This window comes from Streptomyces sp. NPDC006879 (assembly GCF_042869595.1).
Taxonomy (GTDB): Bacteria; Actinomycetota; Actinomycetes; order Streptomycetales; family Streptomycetaceae; genus Streptomyces.
Genome location: NZ_JBIAGC010000058.1, coordinates 14,616 through 32,214, shown reverse-complemented (window position 1 = coordinate 32,214; position 17,599 = coordinate 14,616). Strand labels below are relative to the sequence as shown.

The 17,599-nt window shown below is 69.2% G+C and carries 17 protein-coding genes; 10 read left to right on the top strand and 7 right to left on the bottom strand.

The annotated features are described in order from the left end of the window. Together ACFYMC_RS27465 and ACFYMC_RS27460 are read left to right on the top strand one after the other, a co-directional pair. A partial coding sequence (locus tag ACFYMC_RS27465; RefSeq protein ID WP_388530088.1) for an oligopeptide/dipeptide ABC transporter ATP-binding protein occupies positions 1 to 198 on the top strand: 198 nt, incomplete at its 5' end. 4 nt (positions 199 to 202) lie between these two features. Further along, positions 203 to 1,273, top strand: a complete 1,071-nt coding sequence (locus tag ACFYMC_RS27460; protein WP_388530093.1) for an ABC transporter ATP-binding protein — start codon at positions 203 to 205, stop codon at positions 1,271 to 1,273. A gap of 116 nt (positions 1,274 to 1,389) precedes the next feature. Here ACFYMC_RS27460 and ACFYMC_RS27455 read toward each other — a convergent pair whose 3' ends face one another. From ACFYMC_RS27455 to ACFYMC_RS27435, 5 genes are all read right to left on the bottom strand, one after another. Continuing rightward, the gene (locus ACFYMC_RS27455) at positions 1,390 to 2,520 is read right to left on the bottom strand and encodes an ABC transporter ATP-binding protein (RefSeq protein WP_388530085.1); all 1,131 of its coding nucleotides are present in this window, start codon (positions 2,518 to 2,520) and stop codon (positions 1,390 to 1,392) included. 20 nt (positions 2,521 to 2,540) lie between these two features. Continuing rightward, the gene (locus tag ACFYMC_RS27450) at positions 2,541 to 3,602 is read right to left on the bottom strand and encodes an ABC transporter ATP-binding protein (protein WP_388530082.1); all 1,062 of its coding nucleotides are present in this window, start codon (positions 3,600 to 3,602) and stop codon (positions 2,541 to 2,543) included. Between the two features lie 12 nt (positions 3,603 to 3,614). Then, positions 3,615 to 4,592 (bottom strand): ABC transporter permease, encoded by a 978-nt coding sequence (locus ACFYMC_RS27445; RefSeq protein ID WP_388530079.1) that lies wholly within the window; start codon positions 4,590 to 4,592, stop codon positions 3,615 to 3,617. Positions 4,593 to 4,707: 115 nt separating this feature from the next. Beyond that, positions 4,708 to 6,519, bottom strand: a complete 1,812-nt coding sequence (locus tag ACFYMC_RS27440) for an ABC transporter substrate-binding protein (RefSeq protein ID WP_388530076.1) — start codon at positions 6,517 to 6,519, stop codon at positions 4,708 to 4,710. An 87-nt stretch (positions 6,520 to 6,606) separates the two neighbouring features. Then, the gene (locus tag ACFYMC_RS27435) at positions 6,607 to 7,638 is read right to left on the bottom strand and encodes an ABC transporter permease (protein ID WP_388530073.1); all 1,032 of its coding nucleotides are present in this window, start codon (positions 7,636 to 7,638) and stop codon (positions 6,607 to 6,609) included. A 611-nt stretch (positions 7,639 to 8,249) separates the two neighbouring features. On the opposite strand from ACFYMC_RS27435, the gene ACFYMC_RS27430 reads away from it, so the two are divergent. The 8 genes from ACFYMC_RS27430 (at position 8,250) to ACFYMC_RS27395 (ending at position 15,627) form a co-directional block, all read left to right on the top strand. Further along, the gene (locus tag ACFYMC_RS27430; RefSeq protein WP_388530070.1) at positions 8,250 to 8,444 is read left to right on the top strand and encodes a DUF2304 family protein; all 195 of its coding nucleotides are present in this window, start codon (positions 8,250 to 8,252) and stop codon (positions 8,442 to 8,444) included. A 98-nt stretch (positions 8,445 to 8,542) separates the two neighbouring features. Next, the gene (gene mshB / locus ACFYMC_RS27425; protein ID WP_388530067.1) at positions 8,543 to 9,436 is read left to right on the top strand and encodes an N-acetyl-1-D-myo-inositol-2-amino-2-deoxy-alpha-D-glucopyranoside deacetylase; all 894 of its coding nucleotides are present in this window, start codon (positions 8,543 to 8,545) and stop codon (positions 9,434 to 9,436) included. Continuing rightward, positions 9,433 to 9,813 carry a DUF6113 family protein gene (locus ACFYMC_RS27420; RefSeq protein ID WP_388530064.1) on the top strand — a complete coding sequence of 127 codons (381 nt, stop codon included), beginning with the start codon at positions 9,433 to 9,435 and terminating at the stop codon, positions 9,811 to 9,813. The genes mshB and ACFYMC_RS27420 overlap by 4 nt, the downstream gene beginning before the upstream one ends. A 197-nt stretch (positions 9,814 to 10,010) precedes the next feature. Next, positions 10,011 to 11,930 (top strand): hypothetical protein, encoded by a 1,920-nt coding sequence (locus ACFYMC_RS27415; protein ID WP_388530061.1) that lies wholly within the window; start codon positions 10,011 to 10,013, stop codon positions 11,928 to 11,930. 130 nt (positions 11,931 to 12,060) lie between these two features. Then, entirely contained in the window at positions 12,061 to 13,008 is a 948-nt protein-coding gene (locus ACFYMC_RS27410) for an ABC transporter ATP-binding protein (RefSeq protein ID WP_388530058.1), read from the top strand. Continuing rightward, on the top strand, positions 13,008 to 13,769 hold the full coding sequence (locus tag ACFYMC_RS27405; RefSeq protein ID WP_388530055.1) for an ABC transporter permease: 762 nt from the start codon (positions 13,008 to 13,010) through the stop codon (positions 13,767 to 13,769). The genes ACFYMC_RS27410 and ACFYMC_RS27405 overlap by 1 nt, the downstream gene beginning before the upstream one ends. A 137-nt stretch (positions 13,770 to 13,906) precedes the next feature. Further along, the gene (locus ACFYMC_RS27400) at positions 13,907 to 15,007 is read left to right on the top strand and encodes a sensor histidine kinase (protein ID WP_388530091.1); all 1,101 of its coding nucleotides are present in this window, start codon (positions 13,907 to 13,909) and stop codon (positions 15,005 to 15,007) included. Then, positions 15,004 to 15,627 (top strand): response regulator, encoded by a 624-nt coding sequence (locus tag ACFYMC_RS27395; protein ID WP_388530052.1) that lies wholly within the window; start codon positions 15,004 to 15,006, stop codon positions 15,625 to 15,627. The genes ACFYMC_RS27400 and ACFYMC_RS27395 overlap by 4 nt, the downstream gene beginning before the upstream one ends. Positions 15,628 to 15,697: 70 nt before the next feature. On the opposite strand, the gene ACFYMC_RS27390 is transcribed toward ACFYMC_RS27395, so the two are convergent. Both ACFYMC_RS27390 and ACFYMC_RS27385 read right to left on the bottom strand, forming a co-directional pair. After that, positions 15,698 to 16,543 (bottom strand): transglutaminase-like domain-containing protein, encoded by an 846-nt coding sequence (locus tag ACFYMC_RS27390; protein ID WP_388530051.1) that lies wholly within the window; start codon positions 16,541 to 16,543, stop codon positions 15,698 to 15,700. 8 nt (positions 16,544 to 16,551) lie between these two features. Next, on the bottom strand, positions 16,552 to 17,559 hold the full coding sequence (locus tag ACFYMC_RS27385) for a GNAT family N-acetyltransferase (protein ID WP_388530048.1): 1,008 nt from the start codon (positions 17,557 to 17,559) through the stop codon (positions 16,552 to 16,554). Between the last annotated feature and the right edge of the window lie 40 nt (positions 17,560 to 17,599).

The following is a 17,599-nucleotide window of genomic DNA, read 5'->3' as shown; positions in this document are numbered from 1 at the left end:
CTCTACGCGATCAAGGGGCTGCCGCCCAACCTGCTGCGCATCCCCTCCGGCTGCGCCTTCAACCCGCGCTGCCCGATGGCGACCGACCTCTGCCGAGAACAGGAACCACCGCTCTTCGAAGTGGCGGAGGCCGGCACCGGCCAGCCCAGCGAACGCTCCAGCGCCTGCTTCTTCTGGAAGGAGTGCCTCCGTGGCTGAGCCGATGGGGCAGAACCCGCCGACCACGCCGACGAAGTCGATCGGCAATGAGCCGATCCTAGAAGTCCGGGACCTGGTCAAGCACTACCCGCTCACCCAAGGCGTTCTGTTCAAGAAGCAGGTCGGTGCGGTCAAGGCCGTCGACGGCGTGTCCTTCGACCTGTACCGGGGCGAGACGCTGGGCATCGTCGGGGAGTCCGGCTGCGGCAAGTCCACCGTGGCCAAGACGCTGGTCAACCTCGAACGACCGACGGCTGGAGCGATCCGCTACAAGGGCGAGGACATCACGCGGTTGTCCGGGCGGGCGCTGAAGGCGGTGCGCCGCAACATCCAGATGGTCTTCCAGGACCCCTACACCTCGCTGAACCCGCGGATGACGGTCGGTGACATCATCGGGGAACCCTACGAGATCCATCCCGAGGTGGCTCCCAAGGGGGACCGGCGCCGCAAGGTGCAGGAGCTCCTGGACGTGGTCGGTCTGAACCCCGAGTACATCAACCGCTATCCGCACCAGTTCTCCGGTGGCCAGCGTCAGCGCATCGGCATCGCCCGCGGCCTCGCGCTCCAGCCGGAAGTGATCGTGGCGGACGAGCCGGTCTCCGCCCTGGACGTCTCCGTCCAGGCCCAGGTGGTGAACCTGCTGGAGAAGCTGCAGGACGAGTTCGACCTCAGCTACATCTTCATCGCGCACGACCTGTCGATCGTGCGGCACATCTCTGACCGGGTCGGTGTGATGTACCTGGGCAAGATGGCGGAGATCGGTACCGACGCGGAGATCTACGAGCATCCCACCCATCCGTACACGCAGGCGTTGCTGTCGGCGGTGCCGGTGCCGGACCCGCAGGCCCGGGAGAGCCGTGAGCGGATCATCCTGACCGGTGACGTGCCCTCGCCGGCGAACCCGCCCTCGGGCTGCCGGTTCCGTACCCGCTGCTGGAAGGCGCAGGACAAGTGCGCCGAGGAGGTTCCGCTGTTGGCGGTCCCCGAGCGCTACCAGGGCTCGGACACCCCGGCCGCCCACGACTCGGCCTGCCACTTCGCCGAGGAGAAGGACGTCGGCACCGGGACCGACTGACCGCGGCCGGACCCGGCTCCCAGTGCCGGGTCAGTGCAGACAGCGGGACCCGTGTCCGTGGTTTGGGGTGTACGGACACGGGTCCCACCCCCGAGCGGAGGCCGGCTGAACTCGGGTCAATGGGTGTCAGTCGCCTCCTCGATCGCGGCGAGTGCCGGGTCGAGGACGACGTCCCCGGTCCGGGCCGAGGCCGCGGTCGTCGGTTCTTCGGGGAAGTGGCACGCGGTCAGGTGCCCCTCCCGGTTGCCGCCGATCTGAACGAGCGGTGGCTCCTCGCTGGCGCATTTGTCCTGCGCCTTCCAGCAGCGGGTACGGAACCGGCAGCCGGAGGGCGGGTTGACGGGGGAGGGCACGTCGCCGGCGAGACGGATGCGTTCCCGCCCGCCCGGCTCCTCTTCGTCCGTCAGCACGGCCTCGGGCACCGCCGACAGCAGCGCATGGGTGTAGGGGTGGCGCGGCCGGTTGTAGATCGAGTCCCGGTCTCCGACCTCGACGATCTTGCCCAGGTACATCACGGCGAGCCGCTGCGAGAAGTGCCGCACGATCGCGAGGTCGTGGGCGATGAACAGGAAGGCGATGCCGCGTTCCCGCTGGAGATCCTGGAGCAAGTTCACCACCTGCGCCTGGATGGAGACGTCCAGGGCGGAGACCGGCTCGTCCGCCACGATCAGCTTCGGCTCCAGGGCGAGCGCCCGGGCCACGCCGATGCGCTGGCGCTGGCCGCCGGAGAACTCGTGCGGGAAGCGGTTGAAGTGCTCGGGGTTGAGCCCGACGGTCTCCAGGAGCTCCTGCACCCGCTTCTCACGACCACCGGGCGGGTTGATCCCGTTGATCTCCATGGGCCCGGCGATGATCGACCCGACGGTCTGGCGCGGGTTCAGTGAGGAGTACGGGTCCTGGAAGATCATTTGGATCTCGGACCTGATCGGCGCGAGCGCGCGCCGCTTGGCGTGGGTGATGTCCTGCCCGCGGTAGGAGATCTTGCCGCTGGTCGGCTCCATCAACCTGGTCAACAGCCGCCCCGTGGTGGACTTGCCACAGCCGGACTCGCCGACCAGGCCGAAGCTCTCACCCGCGTGCACGGTCAGGTCGAGTCCGTCGACGGCCTGGACCGCACCCACCTTCCGTTTGAAGGGGAAGCCCCCCATGATCGGGAAGTACTTGGTGAGCTTCTCCGTGGTCAGCAGGGGCTCACCGGTGGCTACGGCTTCGCCCCGCGGGGCGGGGAGGGTCAGTTCTTCGCTCATGACGCTTGGCTCCTCGAACCCTAGCTCAGCCGGGGCTTGATCTGCTCGATGAAGAGGGTCTGCTTCTGGTCCGCCGTCAGATGGCAGGCGGAGCCTCGGCCGTCCGGCAGCGCGGGCCGACTGCCGGAACACAGTGCCCCGCCGACCTGGTCGGTGAAGGCGCAGCGCGGATGGAAGGCGCAGCCCTGCGGTGGGTTGAGCAGACTCGGTGGTGAGCCGGGAATGGGCGTCAGCGGGATGTTCACGTCCGAGCCCAGTCGCGGCATCGAGCTGAGCAGACCCCAGGTGTAGGGGTGCTGAGGGGATTGCAGCACCTCGCGGACGCTGCCGCGCTCCACGGCACGTCCGCCGTACATCACCAGGATGTCGTCGGCGGTGTTGGCGATGACGCCGAGGTCGTGGGTGATGAAGATGATCGCGGTCCCGAACTCCTGCTGGAGGTCCTTGAGCAGGTCCAGGATCTGTGCCTGCACCGTCACGTCCAGCGCGGTGGTGGGCTCGTCGGCGATCAGCAGGTCGGGGTTGCAGACCAGCGCCATCGCGATCATGGCGCGCTGCCGCATGCCGCCGGAGAACTGGTGCGGGTAGTCGTTCGCCCTCAGCTTGGGATGGGGGATGCCCACCTTGCCGAGCATCTCCACCGCACGCTCGTGGGCCTCGCGCTTGGAGGCGCCGGTGTGCTTGCGGTAGGGCTCGGAGATCTGGCGGCCGACCGTGTAGTACGGGGACAGCGCCGTCAGCGGGTCCTGGAAGATCATCGCCATCTTGTTGCCGCGCAGCCTCTCCAGCGTGCGCTCGGGCGCCCCGGTCAGTTCCTGGCCGTCGAGGACGATCTCGCCGCTCACGTCGGTGAACTGCCGGTTGTGCAGGCCCAGGATGGTCAAGTTGGTGACCGACTTGCCGGAGCCGGACTCACCGACGATGCCGAGGGTCTGGCCGCGTTCCAGGTCGAAGGAGAGGCCGTCCACGGCCTTGACGGTGCCGTCCTCGGTGCTGAAGCGCACATAGAGGTCGCGCACCGAGAGAAAGGCCCCCGCGGCGGCCGATGCGGAGCCGCCGGCTTCCTTGGTCAGGGTGGTCATTGGGTCGTTCTCCTAGGCGAGGCGCACGCGCGGGTCGATGAACGCGTAGGCGGCGTCCACGATGATGTTGAAGAGCAGGATCATGGCGGCGCCGAAGAGCATCACGCCGAGCAGGAGGGGCAGGTCGGAGTTGGTGACCGCGGCCACCGCCAGCTTGCCCAGCCCGGGCAGGTTGAACGTGTACTCGGTGATGATCGCGCCGCCGAGCATGGCGCCCAGGTCGATGCCGAAGATGGTGATGATCGGTACCAGCGAGCCGCGCCAGGCGTACCGGAAGAACACGTACCGGCCAGACATGCCCTTGGCCCGGGCAGTGCGGACGTGCTCCTCCTGCAACTGCTCCACCATCGTGGAGCGAGCCATACGGGTGTAGTTGCCGGTGAAGATCGTGGAGAGGATCACCCAGGGGATGATCAGACCGGTGAACCAGCCGAGTGGGTCGTGCGTCAGCTCCACGTACTTCGGGTTGCTGAACCACTCCAGCTGGAAGACGAACAGCGCCAGGGCCAGCGGGCCGAGGAAGTAGATCTGCATCGAGCTGACCACCAGCGAGCCGCCGCTGAAGATCTTGTCCAGCATGGTGCCGCGCTTCCAGGCGGCGATCATGCCGGCACCCAGGCCCACGAACAGGAAGACGATCGAGGCGCCGGCGGTGAGGGAGACGGTGGTCGGCAGTCGGTCGATCAGGGTGTCCCAGACCGGCTCGTCGTTGGCGAAGGAGTAGCCGAAGCAGGGGGCGTTGCACGGGCCCAGGGTGAAGTCCCGGCCGACGAACAGTCCCTTGAGGAACTCCCAGTACTGGACGGGGATCGGCTGGTCGATGCCGAGGTTCTTGTGGATGACCGCAAGCGCGTCGGGGGTACAGGTCTTACCGCAGGCCAACAGGGCCGGGTCGTGCGGGATGGCGAAGAAGAGGTAGAAGGTGACCGCGCTGATGATCAGCAGGATCACGAGGGAGCCGAGGGTCCGGCGGATCAAGAAGCGCAGCATGGGTGGCAGCTCTCAGGCAGCGGCGTCGGTCACGCACGTGGTGTCGGTGGGCGGATGAGGCGGGCGCCCGGTGGGTCCGCCCTCGGGGACGGACACACCGGGCGCTGGGCGCGCCTTACTTGACGAAGAGCTTCCGCGGGTCGATCGCGCCGATCACGTCGTCGTAGACGACGCCGCCGACACCCGAACCGAAGAGCTGGGCCTGCTTGTAGTAGCCGGTCGGAACCACCGGGACGACGCTCTCCAGCAGGTACTTGTTGACCTTGTTCCACTCGACGGCGGCTTCAGCGGCGTCGGTGATGGCGGAGATGCGGTCGATCTCGCTGTTCACCTTGGCGTCGTTGACGTGCGAGTAGTTCTGGGCGCCGTCCTGGATCTGACGGCCGTCGTACAGCGGCGGAATGACGGTCGAGGCGCTCGGCCAGTCCGCACCCCAACCGGTGTGGAAGATGTCGTACTTGTTGTTGACCTTGCTGACCACGTCGTAGAACGTGTCGGCCGGGATCTCCTGGCGCTGGACGTCGAAGCCGGCCTTCTTGAGGCCTTCCGCCATACCGGTGGAGTACTGCTGGCCCTCGGGGGTGTTGATGTAGCCGAAGGTCAGCTTCATGCCGACCTTGCCGGCCTCCTCCAGGAGCTTCTTGGCCTTCTCCGGGTCGCCGGAGGGCTTGGCCTTCTTGCCGAACGGGTCCATGTCCTCGTAGCCGCTGACGGTGGGGCTGATCAGGCCACCGGCGATGGCCATGCCGTCGTCGCCGCCGTAGGCGCGGATGAACGGGGCGATGGGAAGCGCGTAGGCGATCGCCTTGCGGACCTTGATGTCCTGCAGGTCCGGCTTGCTCATGTTGATGTTCATCTGGCCGACGTACGGCTGGAAGCCGGAGACCGAGCGGGCCTTGAGCGCCGGGTCGGTCTTCAGCTTCGCCAGGTTGGCCGCGTCGACCTGGTTGTTGAAGCTGACCGCGACCTTGTTCTCACCGGTGTCGGAGATCAGGCGGCGGCTGGAGTCCTCGTACTGGTGCCCGAAGGTGAAGCTGAAGCTGTCCGGGTACGCGTTGCGGATCGCGTCCGTCTTCGGGTCCCAGTTCTCGTTGCGGACGAGAACCATGTTCTTGTCCGCCTTGAACTCCTTGATCTTGTACGGGCCCGAGGTCATCGGGGCCTTGTCGTACGCCTTCTGGGTGTCCGCCTTCTTGGAGACGACGCCGTAGCCCGCCATCGCCAGCGCGTAGGGCAGGTCACCCTTGGGCTGGGCGAAGCGGAAGACGATCGTCTTGGCGTCCGGGGTCTCCAGGATGGTGTCCGGCAGGTGCTTGCCCTTGTAGGGGCCTTCCGGGAGCAGCTTGCGGTACTCGGCGCCCGGCTTGTCGGCCATCCACTGCTGGATGAAGGTCGGGCCCTCGGTGATGACCGGGGAGAAGAGGCGCTCGAAGGTGTGCCGGATGTCCGCCGAGGTGATCGGCGTTCCGTCGGCGAACTTGATGCCGTCCTTGAGCGTGTAGCGCCAGGTCTTGCCGCCGTCCTCGGGGGTGCCGCTGTCGGTGGCGAGGTCACCTACGACCGTGTGGCCCTTGCCGGTGGCGTCGGCCTTGTAGCCGGTCAGACCGCGGTGCAGCAGAGTGGAGAGCGAACCCTCGTCGGACACGTAGATGTTGCCCGGGTCCAGGTGCACGTAGCTGTCGCGCTGGAACACCCGGATGGTGCCGCCGGGCTTGGCGCCGGCGACCGGGGCGGCGGGACCGTTGGACTCGGCGGCGGTGCCGAACTTGATCTGCCCCTGCTGGCGGGAGGCGTTCTCCTTGTCCTTGCCGTCGTTGCCCTTGGCGCCGTTGGTCTTGCCGCCTTCGCTGCACCCGGTGAGGGCGAGAGCCCCTGCCGCGATCACCGAGATGGCGGCGTACGCTCTGCGTCCACCCTTACTGGTCACTGTGGTCCACCAATCTGTCCGACATCCATGAGAGGAAAGCCATCCGGTTGCCTGGGGGGCGTCTTCGCCCCGAGGCTCTGTGGAGGTCTAGCGAGCGGCCTTGGGATCGAAGGCGTCCCGGACCGAATCCCCGAGCAGGTTGAACGCCACAATGAAGATGATCATGGCGATACCGGGGAAGAACATGTACGTGAGGTCGACTTCGTAGACGCTCGCCGCCTTGGCGAACATCGCGCCCCAGTCGGGCGTGGGCTCCACCACGCCGACACCGAGGAAGGACAGGCCCGCCTCAGCCGTTACGAAGTTGGGCAGCATGAACGTGCCCTGTACGAGGATCGGGGTGACGAGGTTCGGCAGGATCTCCTTGCGGATGATCCGCCAGGGAGAGGCGCCGCTGACCTTGGCCGCCTCGATGAACTCCCGCTCCCGCAGGGTCAGTGCGGTGCCGCGGAGGATGCGGGCCAGGCCCATCCAGCCGAGGAACCACTGCACCATGATCAATGCCACCACGCGGACGTAGACCGGGGTCTCGTCCTGCGGGTCGACGAAGAGCGAAACCACCACCGGCATCGAGGCGATGAAGAACAGCTGGGCCGGGAAGGCCAGCATCAGGTCGATGACCCGACCGATCCAGTAGTCCGTCTTGCCGCCCAGGTAGCCGGCTGCGACTCCGAGCAGGATGCCCGTCGTGACGGTGGCGATGGTCACCGCCAGCGAGATGCCCAAAGACGTGCGGATGCCGTACAGGAGCTTGGTGAAGACGTCGTAGCCGTTGCCGGGCTCCAGCCCGAACCAGAACTCGCTGCTGATGCCGCCGTTCGGTCCGATCGGGGTACCCGCGCTGTCGAACAGGTCCATCCGTGCGTCGGCCCAGACCGTGTAGGGGTCTTTGCCGTAGAGCTTGGCGATCAGTGGCGCGAGCAGGCCGACCGCGAAGAAGAAGATCACGACATAGGCGGAGATGACGCCGGCACGGTCGCGCTTGAAGCGCTTCCACATCAGCTGTCCGGGGGAGCGCCCTACGAGCTCCTCGGCGTCCGCCGGGTCAACCTTCGCGAGCGGGTCGATTGGTGGCGTGTTTTCGGACGCCTCGGCCGCAGCCTGGGAAGGACTCGTCATCGCGTGTGGCCCCCGCGCTCATTGGTCAACTGGATCGTCTTGCCGGTGACCGGCGCGGAACAGCGCCGTTCATGGAATTGAGCGGAACTCTGTTCATGTGCGATCGGCCAGTCAAGGGGGTAGCGCGGATGGATTTCCTTGATCGCCACAACTTGAGCGAAGGGACGCCAGATTGGGTCCGTTCAGTGCTTGACCCGGTGTCTGACCATGTGGACATAGTCCGATAAGTTCCCATCAACTTCGTTTACACATAGGCAACTTGACTGACGCAACACCGATATACGAACGAGACACTCTGGTCACCGTACGGCCGTGCGGGTGCCGTGGACCGGTCGGGGCGCGCTGTCGCCCCGACCGGTCGCCCTCATGTGCGGGAGGGGGCGTCCTGGTGCGAGTGTGGCTGGAACTTGCTGCCGTGGTGCCGCCCTGAGGGGTCGTGCGGACCACCCCGTGCGCCCCCCGTGCTGTCGTGCTCCAGGAATGCATGAGTGTGGATAGTTATGATCCGTCCCGCCGGGGGATGTACTTACCGGCGATCGCGCACGCCGTGTTGTCGTCGCGCTCCCTGCATCCGCGTACAGAACCGCGAACAGAACTGGAGGTGAACCGCCGTGGCACTCTCGATTTCGGCGGTGGTGCTGCTGGCGATCATCGTCTTCCTGCTCGTTCGGAAATCCGGTCTGAAGGCCGGACACGCGGTGGTCTGCATGCTTCTGGGCTTCTACCTCGCGAGTTCGTCGATCGAGCCCACCATCACGGAGTTGACCTCGAACGTGGCGGGCATGCTCCAGGGGCTGAAGTTCTGAAACGTGCGGGCGGCGGCGGTCGCGGGGGAACCGCCGGCGCTCATCCGGACGTGAGCGTTCTCGTGGGCGTGAGGCCGGGCCGGACGTAGTCTGTCCCCATGACGGATCTTCCCGCCCGTCGTCTACTCCTGGTGCACGCGCACCCCGACGACGAGTCGATCAACAACGGCGCCACCATGGCCAAGTACGCCTCTGAGGGCGCTCAGGTCACGCTCGTGACCTGCACCCTGGGTGAGGAGGGTGAGGTCATTCCACCTGAACTCGCCCATCTCGCCCCGGATCGTGACGACGCGCTCGGCGAGCACCGGATCGGTGAACTCGCCGCCGCCATGGCCGAACTGGGCGTGAGTGACCACCGCTTCCTCGGCGGCCCGGGCCGCTTCCGTGACTCCGGGATGATGGGCCTGGCGCAGAACCGGCGCCCCGGCGCCTTCTGGAACACCGAAGTGGACGACGCGGCCCCGTACCTGGTCGAGGTGATTCGCCAGGTTCGCCCCCAGGTCCTCGTCACCTACGATCCGAACGGCGGCTACGGTCACCCCGACCACATCCAGGCGCACCGCGTCGCTATGCGCGCCGCCGAGCTGGCCGGCGAGAAGGCCTTCCGTCGAGACCTCGGCGACCCGCACACCATCGCCAAGATCTACTGGAACCGGATTCCGCGCTCCGTCGTCGAGGCGGGCTTCGAGCGGCTCAGGGCGGCGGGGCAGGAATCGCCTTTCCCCGGCATCGCCACGGCGGACGACGTCCCGGGCGTGGTGGCCGACGACCGCATCACGGCCGAGATCGACGGCGCCGCCCATGCCAAGGCCAAAGCCGCCGCGATGCGCGCCCACGCCTCCCAGATCGCCGTGGACGGCCCCTTTTTCGCGCTCTCCAACGAGCTCTACCAGCCGCTGTTCGGCACCGAGTACTACGAACTGGTCAGTGGCACCCCCGGTGTACCTGCCGGCCAGCGTGAGTACGACCTCTTCGCGGGGACCGAGCAGTGAGCGGCACCGTCAACGCGGGGCGGATCGCCGCATGGCTGGCGCTGTTCCTCGGCGGTGCACTGCTGCAGGCCGCCGGTGCGCTGGTGATCGGCGCCTGGTTCCCACTGGGGCTGCTGCTCGCCCTGCTTGCCACCTTCGGGTACTTCGTGGGTGCCCGGATCGCCGCCCGCGACGGGATCGCGGTGGCCGCGGCCGGTGCGGGTTGGCTGATTGCCTTCTTCGTGCTGGGAACGCCCCGCCCCGAAGGCGACTTCATCTTCGCGGAGTCCCTCGGCACCTACCTCTACCTGCTGGTGGGCGTTCTGGCCGCTGTGATGTGTGCCACCTCCAGGGCTTTCGTGGATTCCGCTGCGGTCGCCCCTCGTTCTCGCATATGACATGCGGTTCCAGCCGAAGCCGCGTCGGTACGCGGGTGGATGAGGGGGGCCGGAACGGCCCCCCTCATAGGCGCTGACCGAATCCCGCCCGCGGCGCCGGACCTTTGGGCGGCGGCAGCGGCCAGTATGGTGTACCGCGCCGCCGAGCTGCCCGCGCACGGTCATGACGGGCGGCGGAGCAAACGGGAGAGCCTGCTTTGAGTCGTGAAACTGACAGTTCGTCCTCCGGGTCCCAAGGGCGCGGTGGTTCCGCCTACCCGGCCGGCAGCGCGCCGTACGGGGCCGGCCCGCACCCGCAGGGCGCGACGCCGCCCGCAAGGGCGCCCGAGCCGGAAGAGCCAAAGACCGAGACCACGTTGACCACCCGGATCCGTATCAACATCCCGGGGTCACGGCCGATCCCTCCGGTCGTCGTCCGCAAACCCATGGGCGACACCGACGGTGCGGGCGTCGAAGTGCCGACAACCCAGCCGACGCCGCCTCCGGCTCCCGCCGCTCCCGAGCCCACTGCGAACGCCGAGGCGGGCGCGCCCAGCAACTGGTTCGCGCCCCGCAAGGCGCCCACCGCACGCCAGACGACTCCGTCCGGCTACCAGGGCGGTTCCGCGCCCGCACAGAACCAGCCGCCCGCCGCTGCTCCTGCCCCTCCGGCGACGGCGGCGTACTCGAATGCCCCTGGCCGTACCGCGGCCGGGCCCGCGGCGGCTGGTCCGACCGGCGGTCTACCGGACCAGCCCTATCCGCCGGTACCGGGCGGAGGGCAGGTGCCTGCGGTGAGCCCCGGTCCTCAGTACCCGCAGGCACAGCAGGGCAACCCGTCGGGGCCGCCCCCGGGCTCTGGCTCCCCGTACGTGCAGCAAGGTCCGACACCCCCGCAGGGTCTGGCTCCGAACGGATACCCCCAGGTTCCCGGCGCACCGGGCTCGGAGCAGCCGGCCGGTCCCACGACCGGCCCGGCGGCGGGCCGATGGGCCTACGCGCCGAAGAACGACGCCGATACCGCGGCGCTCACCCCACAGTGGCCCGGTCCCTCGGACCGCGCTCCCGTGGCGGATCCGACAAGTGGAACGGGGCCCCTCCCGCCCGCACCTGGCCCCGGGCTCGGCTCGGTCGCGCGCTCCGCGCCGCCGTCCGCCCCGCAGCCGGCCGCCCGTCCCCAGCCGGCGCCCAAGAAGGGTCGCTCCAAGCCGGTCCTGGCGCTGGTCGGTGTCTTCGCGCTGGCCGCGGTCGCCTACGGTGCGGGGCTGTTGCTGAACCACTCCGATGTGCCCAAGGGCACCACGGTGCTGGGAGTGGACATCGGCGGCGGCAGCAAGGAAGAGGCCGTCGCGAAGATGAACGCGGCCTTCGGCAAGCGCGCCACCGCCCCGCTCACCCTCACCGTGGGTGAGAAGCAGGTCCAGTTGAAGCCCCCCCGCGCCGGCCTGTCCCTGGACAGTCAGGAGACGGTCCGGGAGGCGGCGGGGAGCGACTACAACCCCGTCTCCGTCATCGGATCCCTCTTCGGCGGTGAGCGGGTGGCCGAGGCGGTCATCCACGTTGACGAGGAGAAGCTCCAGGTGGCGCTCCAGGACCTCGCCGGCACCTCGGCCACCTCGACCGAGGGGACGATCAGGTTCGAGCCCGGCAAGGCGGTGGCGGTTCCCGGGACGTCCGGTCAGTCGCTGGACATAGACGCATCGCTGCTCAAGGTGCGGGACGCCTACCGCACCCAGGTCCGTACCGGCAGAGCCGGTGACGTCAGCCTTCCCGTGATCGACCGGGACCCGGTGATCGACGAGGCTGAACTCGACCGTGCCATGAAGGACTTCGCGGAGCCCGCGATGTCCGGGCTGGTCACCATCAAGGCCGGCGACCGGTCCATCCCCTTCGGCCCCGCCAAATCGCTGCCGAAGATCCTGGGCATGAAGGTGGTCGACGGCAAACTGGTCGAGACCTACGACCTCGAAGCGCTCAAGGAGCTCTACGGCAACACCTTCGACGGCGTCCTGATCGAACGCGGCACCGGCGACAAGACGGCCGTCACACCGCAGGACGTCGCGGGAGCGCTCGGCAAGGCGCTGCGTGGGAAGACCGCCTTGGAGCGCATCGGCGTCATCGAGACCAACCCCAGCTGATCGCCCTCGAAAGCCCCTGCTGCCCCGGCCGGTAGGGGCTTTCGTCATGACTTCGGCATGACAGCCGTCATGACCGGTCAGGTACGGGTGACACTGCCGGGCAGGACCGCGGGTCGCGCAACCTGGGGGCATGCGAACGACTGCGACCAGCGCACGGCCCGACACCGCCACCCCCGTGGTGGACTTCACCAGCGTGACCAAGAGGTACGGCCAACTCCTGGCCGTCGACCAGCTCTCCCTCGCCCTGCATCCGGGGGAGACCGTCGCACTGCTGGGGCCCAACGGAGCCGGCAAGTCCTCAGCCCTGGACCTCCTGTTGGGCCTGCGCCAGCCGGACGCCGGCACCGTCCGGCTCTTCGGGGGCACTCCGCGCCGGGCCATCGAGTCCGGCAGGGTCGGCGCGATGCTCCAGAGCGGGGGCCTGATGGAGGACGTCAGCGTCCGCGAACTGGTCTCCTTGGCCTGCGCGGTGCACCCGCGGCCGTACCCGGTCGGGCAGGTGCTCGCTCGCGCCGGGGTGGAGGCCATCGCCGGCCGCACGGTCAACAAGCTCTCCGGCGGCCAGGAGCAGCGGGTGCGCTTCGCCCTGGCCACGGCGGGCGCCTGCGATCTGATCGTGCTGGACGAGCCGACCACCGGGATGGACGTCACCTCCCGGCGGGCCTTCTGGGCGACCATGCGCGAGCAGGCCGCCGAGGGGCGGACGGTGCTGTTCGCCACCCACTACCTGGAGGAGGCCGACGCGATCGCCGACCGCGTGCTGGTCGTCCACCGGGGCCGGTTGCTCGCCGACGGCACTGCCGCCGACATCAAGGCCAAGGCGGGGGCTCGAAAGGTCACCTTCGACCTGGAGGGCCTGGACTGCCCCCAGGGAGCGGCCGAGACCGCCGTGCGCGCGCTACCCCGGGTGGTGGGAATCGACATCAGCGGGGCCACGGTCCGCATCCGTTCCACCGACGCGGACGAAACCGTCCACGCGCTGTACCGGGCCGGCCTGTACCCGCGCAATCTGGAAGTGGCCGGTCTCGGCCTGGAGCAGGCCTTCATCGCCCTCACCGAAGCCGAGGAGGCTCACTGATGCCGTACTTCTCATCCGCAACCGCCGCGCTCACCAGGCTCGAAGTGGCCCGCGCCGCGCGGAACAAGAAGTTCTTGTTCTTCTCGGTGATCTATCCTTCCGCGCTCTTCCTGATGATCGGCGGAATCCAGGACGGCGCCACCAAGGTCCCGGGCACGGAGCTGACCATGCCGGCCTTCTACATGGTGGCGATGGCTTCCTTCGGCGCAATGACCGCCGTGCTGATGGGCAACAGCGAACGCATCGCCAAGGAGCGGGAGAAGGGGTGGGTACGGCAGCTGCGGCTGACGGCGTTGCCCGGACGGGGATACGTGGTGGCGAAGATCGCCAGTGCCGCGGTGGTGAGCCTGCCGTCCATCGTGATCGTCTTCATCGTGGCCGCCGCGGTCAAGGACGTGCGGCTCGCCCCGTGGCAGTGGGCCGCCCTGACCGGAACCATCTGGGCGGGCAGCCTGGTCTTCGCGGCCCTCGGGGTGGCCATCGGCTACCTCGCCTCCGGGGACGCCGTCCGCCCCCTCACCATGATCGTCTACTTTGGCCTGGCCATGCTCGGCGGACTGTGGATGCCCACCACCGTCTACCCGCAGTGGTTGCAGAACATCGCAGAATGGCTGCCCACCCACGCCTACGCCGCACTGGGGCAGGCCATTGAACTCGGCGGGGCACCGCACCTGAAGGACCTCGCAGTCCTGGGCCTCTACCTGGTGCTGTTCAGCGGCGGTGCGGCCTGGCTCTACCGGAAGGACACCCTGAAGGCATGACCGACACAGCCGCCGGCAGCCCCCTGACCGGCTTGCACCACCTCGCCGGGGGGACCGGTCCTGCGCGGGCCGAGCAGCCGCGGATCGCCCCGGGTGCCCAGCCACCGGACGGGCGTCGCGAGAAGATCGTGAAGTCCATGTGGATCGGCGTCTGGCTCTTCTACCTCAGTGCCCCCGTCGCGGACCTGATGGGCGGTGGCCACAGCCCCGGGGTGCGACTGCTCGGCCTGGCCGGTCTGCTCACCTTCGTCTGCTGGTACCTGGTGCTGGTCTTCCGCACCGTGCGGGAGCGGGACATCGGGAGGGTGCTCGGGGCGCTCGCGGTCCTGTCGGCACAGGCGATGGTGCTGTCCTTGACCCTCGGCCGCGAGTGGCTGGTGCTCTTCGTGTACGTGGCGGTGGCCTCGGGCGCCGCCCTGCCGGCCCGGCTCTCCCGCTGGACGGTGCCGGCCGCGACCGCGATGTTGTCGGTGACCGCCCTGGCCGTGCCCGAGGGCCGCGCCTATCTGGCGGGGTTGATGGTGCCCGCGCTGCTCGGCGGGTTCGCGATGGCCGGCGTCCGCCAGCTGGTGCGCACCACGGTCGAGCTTCGGCAGGCCCGAGCCACCGTCGCCCAACTCGCCGCCAACGAGGAGCGTCTGCGGCTCGCCCGCGATCTCCACGACCTCCTCGGGCATTCGCTCTCCCTGATCACCCTCAAGAGTGAGCTGGCGGGCCGGATGCTTCCCGAACAGCCCGACCGTGCCGCCCAACAGGTCGCCGACATCGAGCAGGTCAGCCGGCAGGCGTTGATCGACGTCCGAGAGGCGGTCACCGGCTACCGTCGCCCCACCCTGCCGGGGGAGCTGGCCGGCGCCCGCACGGCGCTGACCGCAGCCGGGATCGTGGCCGATGTGCCCATGGCGGCGCCAGCCCTCCACGCCGAGCTCCCCGAGAGGTCGCAGGCCGCGCTCGCCTGGGCGCTGCGCGAGGCCGTCACCAACGTGGTGCGACACAGCGGCGCCGCCCGGTGCACTGTCCGCCTGGAGCAGCTGCACACCTTGGACGGGCCGATGCTGGTGCTGTCCGTACGTGACAACGGTCGCGGTGGCAGGGCGTCCGCCGGCAACGGGCTGACCGGCCTGACCGAACGCCTCGCCGAGGTCGGCGGCGCCCTCGACGCCGGTCCGCGGGCCGGCGGCAAGGGCTTCGTCCTCAGCGCCCGGGTGCCGTGCCAGGACCTAGGATCCGCCTCATGACCAGCGCGATCGCCAAGATCAGGATTCTTCTCGCCGAGGACCAGTCGATGGTCCGGGAAGCCCTGGCGGCACTGCTCGGGCTGGAGCCGGACATGGAAGTGGTGGCGCAGGCGGCCACCGGGGAAGCCGCGCTGGAGGCGCTGCGCACCCACGAGGTGGACGTGGCCCTGCTGGACATCGAGATGCCGGGGATGACCGGCATCGAAGCAGCCACGCGGATGCACCAGGAGCGCCCCGGGCTCTCGATCGTGATCCTGACGACCTTCGGGAGGCCCGGCTACCTGCGCCGAGCCATGGAGGCGGGGGCCGCGGCCTTCTTGGTCAAGGACGCGCCGACGGCCCAACTCGCGGCGGCGGTGCGCAAGGTGCTGGCGGGCGAGCGGGTGATCGACCCCGCGCTGGCCGCGGTCGCCCTAGCCGAGGGTGCGAATCCACTGACCGACCGCGAGCGCGAGGTGCTGAAGGCCGCGGCCGGGGGAGCGACCAACGCGGAACTCGCCGAGACCCTGCACCTGTCCCAGGGGACGGTCCGCAACTACCTCTCGATCGCCATTCAGAAGCTGGCCGTCCGCAACCGCGCCGAAGCTGTCCGGGCGGCCCAGGACAAGGGCTGGCTCTGAGTGGGCATCGAGGTCCGCCGCGCCTGGCCCCGCGACCTGCGCTCCTGCGCGTCGCCGTCGTGCGGTCCGCTCAGTTGAGCCGGGCGCGTGCCGCTGCGGCCTCCCGGCGCAACCGGTCGGCTCCCGGCACGTCCACGGCGTCGAGGATCTCCGCGTACGCCTCCAGCTCCGCCGCGCCCTCCCGGAAGGCGCCCCGTTCCACCAGCAGCCTGGCCCGGTCGTAGCGCAGCCGGGCCGGATGTGAGGGCAGCAGCAGGGAGAGCTCCAGCGCCCAGAGTTGGACGGCCGACTGCTCGGGCCGCGTCGAAGCCCACGCCCGGATGTTCCCCAGTACCCGTAGGACGATCTCCAGTGGTGCGGCGGGCTCCAGCGATGCGGGGTCCAGCGGGCGCCCGGTCGTACCCACCACCAGCAGCTCCGCGTCCGCGGTGCTCAGCAGGCGCCCGCCGGCGAAGGGGTCGACCAGCACCCGCTGCCCCGGATCGCCGAACCCGACCACGAAATGCCCGGGCAGCGCCACCCCGTACACCGGTGCCCCGGCTCGGCGCGCGACTTCCATCCACACCACCGAGAGGAGGATCGGCAGCCCGCGCCGGCGTCTGAGCACCTGGTGCAGCAGCGAGGAGTCCAGACGCTGGTAGTCGGCCGGCTCACCGTGGAATCCACAGCGTTCGCCGAGCAGTTCGGCCACCGCACCGGCCCAGTCTCGGGGGTCGCCCGGTGCGAACGGCAGCAGTCCGGCCAGGCGGTCCAGCTCGATCTGCGCCTCATCGATACCGGCATCGCCCATCGTCGCGTCGCCCTCGGCGGCGAGCAGCAGACACAGCAGGGCCACATCGGGCCGCTCTTCGCGGGCCTCGGCCGCGAAGGCCCGCCTGAAGCCGCCGACGCCGAAGGACTCGTCCCTGTCGTCCATGCCGGTCCCTACCTCGGGCCCCGATAGTGGTGGTAGCTGTGGTGCAAGGAGAAGCCCATCCGCTCGTAGAGGGCGAGCGCGCCTTCGTTGTCCTCCTCCACCTGGAGCCAGGCCGCCGAGGCGCCCTCCGCGAGGGCCTGGCGGGCGAGCGTCGCCATGACCGCCGTGGCCAGTCCCCGGCGCCGTGCCTGCGGGTCCGTCTCCACCGCCATGAACCCTGCCCACCTGCCGTCCACCACACACCGGCCGATCGCCGCCGCGGGTCCGTCCGCATCCGCACCCGCTACCGTCGCGAACCACACGGAGGGGCCGGCGGTGAGCACCTGGCGCACGTGCGGCCCGAGGGAGGCCACGCGCTGGTAGCGGCGGGCCCAGGCCCGATCGTAGTCACGGGAGAGCCGGACCTGGTGGCCGACGTCCGCGGCCTGGTCACCGACGGGGGCGAGGGCGCCGATCCGTACCCCGGCTGACACCTCGCGGACCCAGCCGCGCGCCGTCAGCTCCGCACAGAGCACCTCCTGGGTCCCTTCGGCGCCGGTGGCGGCCTGAAGGTAGGCCGGGAGGCCGCGTTCCGCGTACCAGGAGGTCACTCTCGCGAGTGCATCGTCCAGGGGTGTCCCCGGCTCGCCCAGCGGCAGGACCGAGTTGGCCCGCCGGGTGAAGCCGCCGGCCGCGCGCAGTGTCCATTCACCGAGCGGCTCGCTCTCCACCGGCTGCCAGGCACGCGCGCCGACCTGGGCGAGCTCCCGGAATCCTGCCGCCGGACCGCGACGCCGGGCGGGAGCCGGTGGCACGACCTTGCCCGCCACCAGGTCGGACTCCGCGATGCGGGCGATCCGCCCGTCGCGCGCTGTGATCAAGAGCACACCCTCGTTCCAGGATGCGAGAACACCCACCGTGTCGGTGAACCTTTCAGTACCCTCGCGATCCGGATTGAGGCGTCGTACGGAGACGCGTCGTCCCACGTCAGTGGGGGTAATACGGACCTCGAAGCGCCCACCGGCAGTTATTTCCACAGCTCTGTCCGCCCCTCCTGTTCGGATCGTGCTCAGGAAC

Excerpts from the sequence above, each read along its gene's own strand:
- ACFYMC_RS27460 (WP_388530093.1), top strand. The coding sequence starts at position 203 with ATGGGGCAGAACCCGCCGACCACGCCGACGAAGTCGATCGGCAATGAG.
- ACFYMC_RS27455 (WP_388530085.1), bottom strand. The coding sequence starts at position 2,520 with ATGAGCGAAGAACTGACCCTCCCCGCCCCGCGGGGCGAAGCCGTAGCC.
- ACFYMC_RS27450 (WP_388530082.1), bottom strand. The coding sequence starts at position 3,602 with ATGACCACCCTGACCAAGGAAGCCGGCGGCTCCGCATCGGCCGCCGCG.
- ACFYMC_RS27445 (WP_388530079.1), bottom strand. The coding sequence starts at position 4,592 with ATGCTGCGCTTCTTGATCCGCCGGACCCTCGGCTCCCTCGTGATCCTG.
- ACFYMC_RS27435 (WP_388530073.1), bottom strand. The coding sequence starts at position 7,638 with ATGACGAGTCCTTCCCAGGCTGCGGCCGAGGCGTCCGAAAACACGCCA.
- mshB (WP_388530067.1), top strand. The coding sequence starts at position 8,543 with ATGACGGATCTTCCCGCCCGTCGTCTACTCCTGGTGCACGCGCACCCC.
- ACFYMC_RS27410 (WP_388530058.1), top strand. The coding sequence starts at position 12,061 with ATGCGAACGACTGCGACCAGCGCACGGCCCGACACCGCCACCCCCGTG.
- ACFYMC_RS27405 (WP_388530055.1), top strand. The coding sequence starts at position 13,008 with ATGCCGTACTTCTCATCCGCAACCGCCGCGCTCACCAGGCTCGAAGTG.
- ACFYMC_RS27400 (WP_388530091.1), top strand. The coding sequence starts at position 13,907 with ATGTGGATCGGCGTCTGGCTCTTCTACCTCAGTGCCCCCGTCGCGGAC.
- ACFYMC_RS27395 (WP_388530052.1), top strand. The coding sequence starts at position 15,004 with ATGACCAGCGCGATCGCCAAGATCAGGATTCTTCTCGCCGAGGACCAG.
- ACFYMC_RS27390 (WP_388530051.1), bottom strand. The coding sequence starts at position 16,543 with ATGGACGACAGGGACGAGTCCTTCGGCGTCGGCGGCTTCAGGCGGGCC.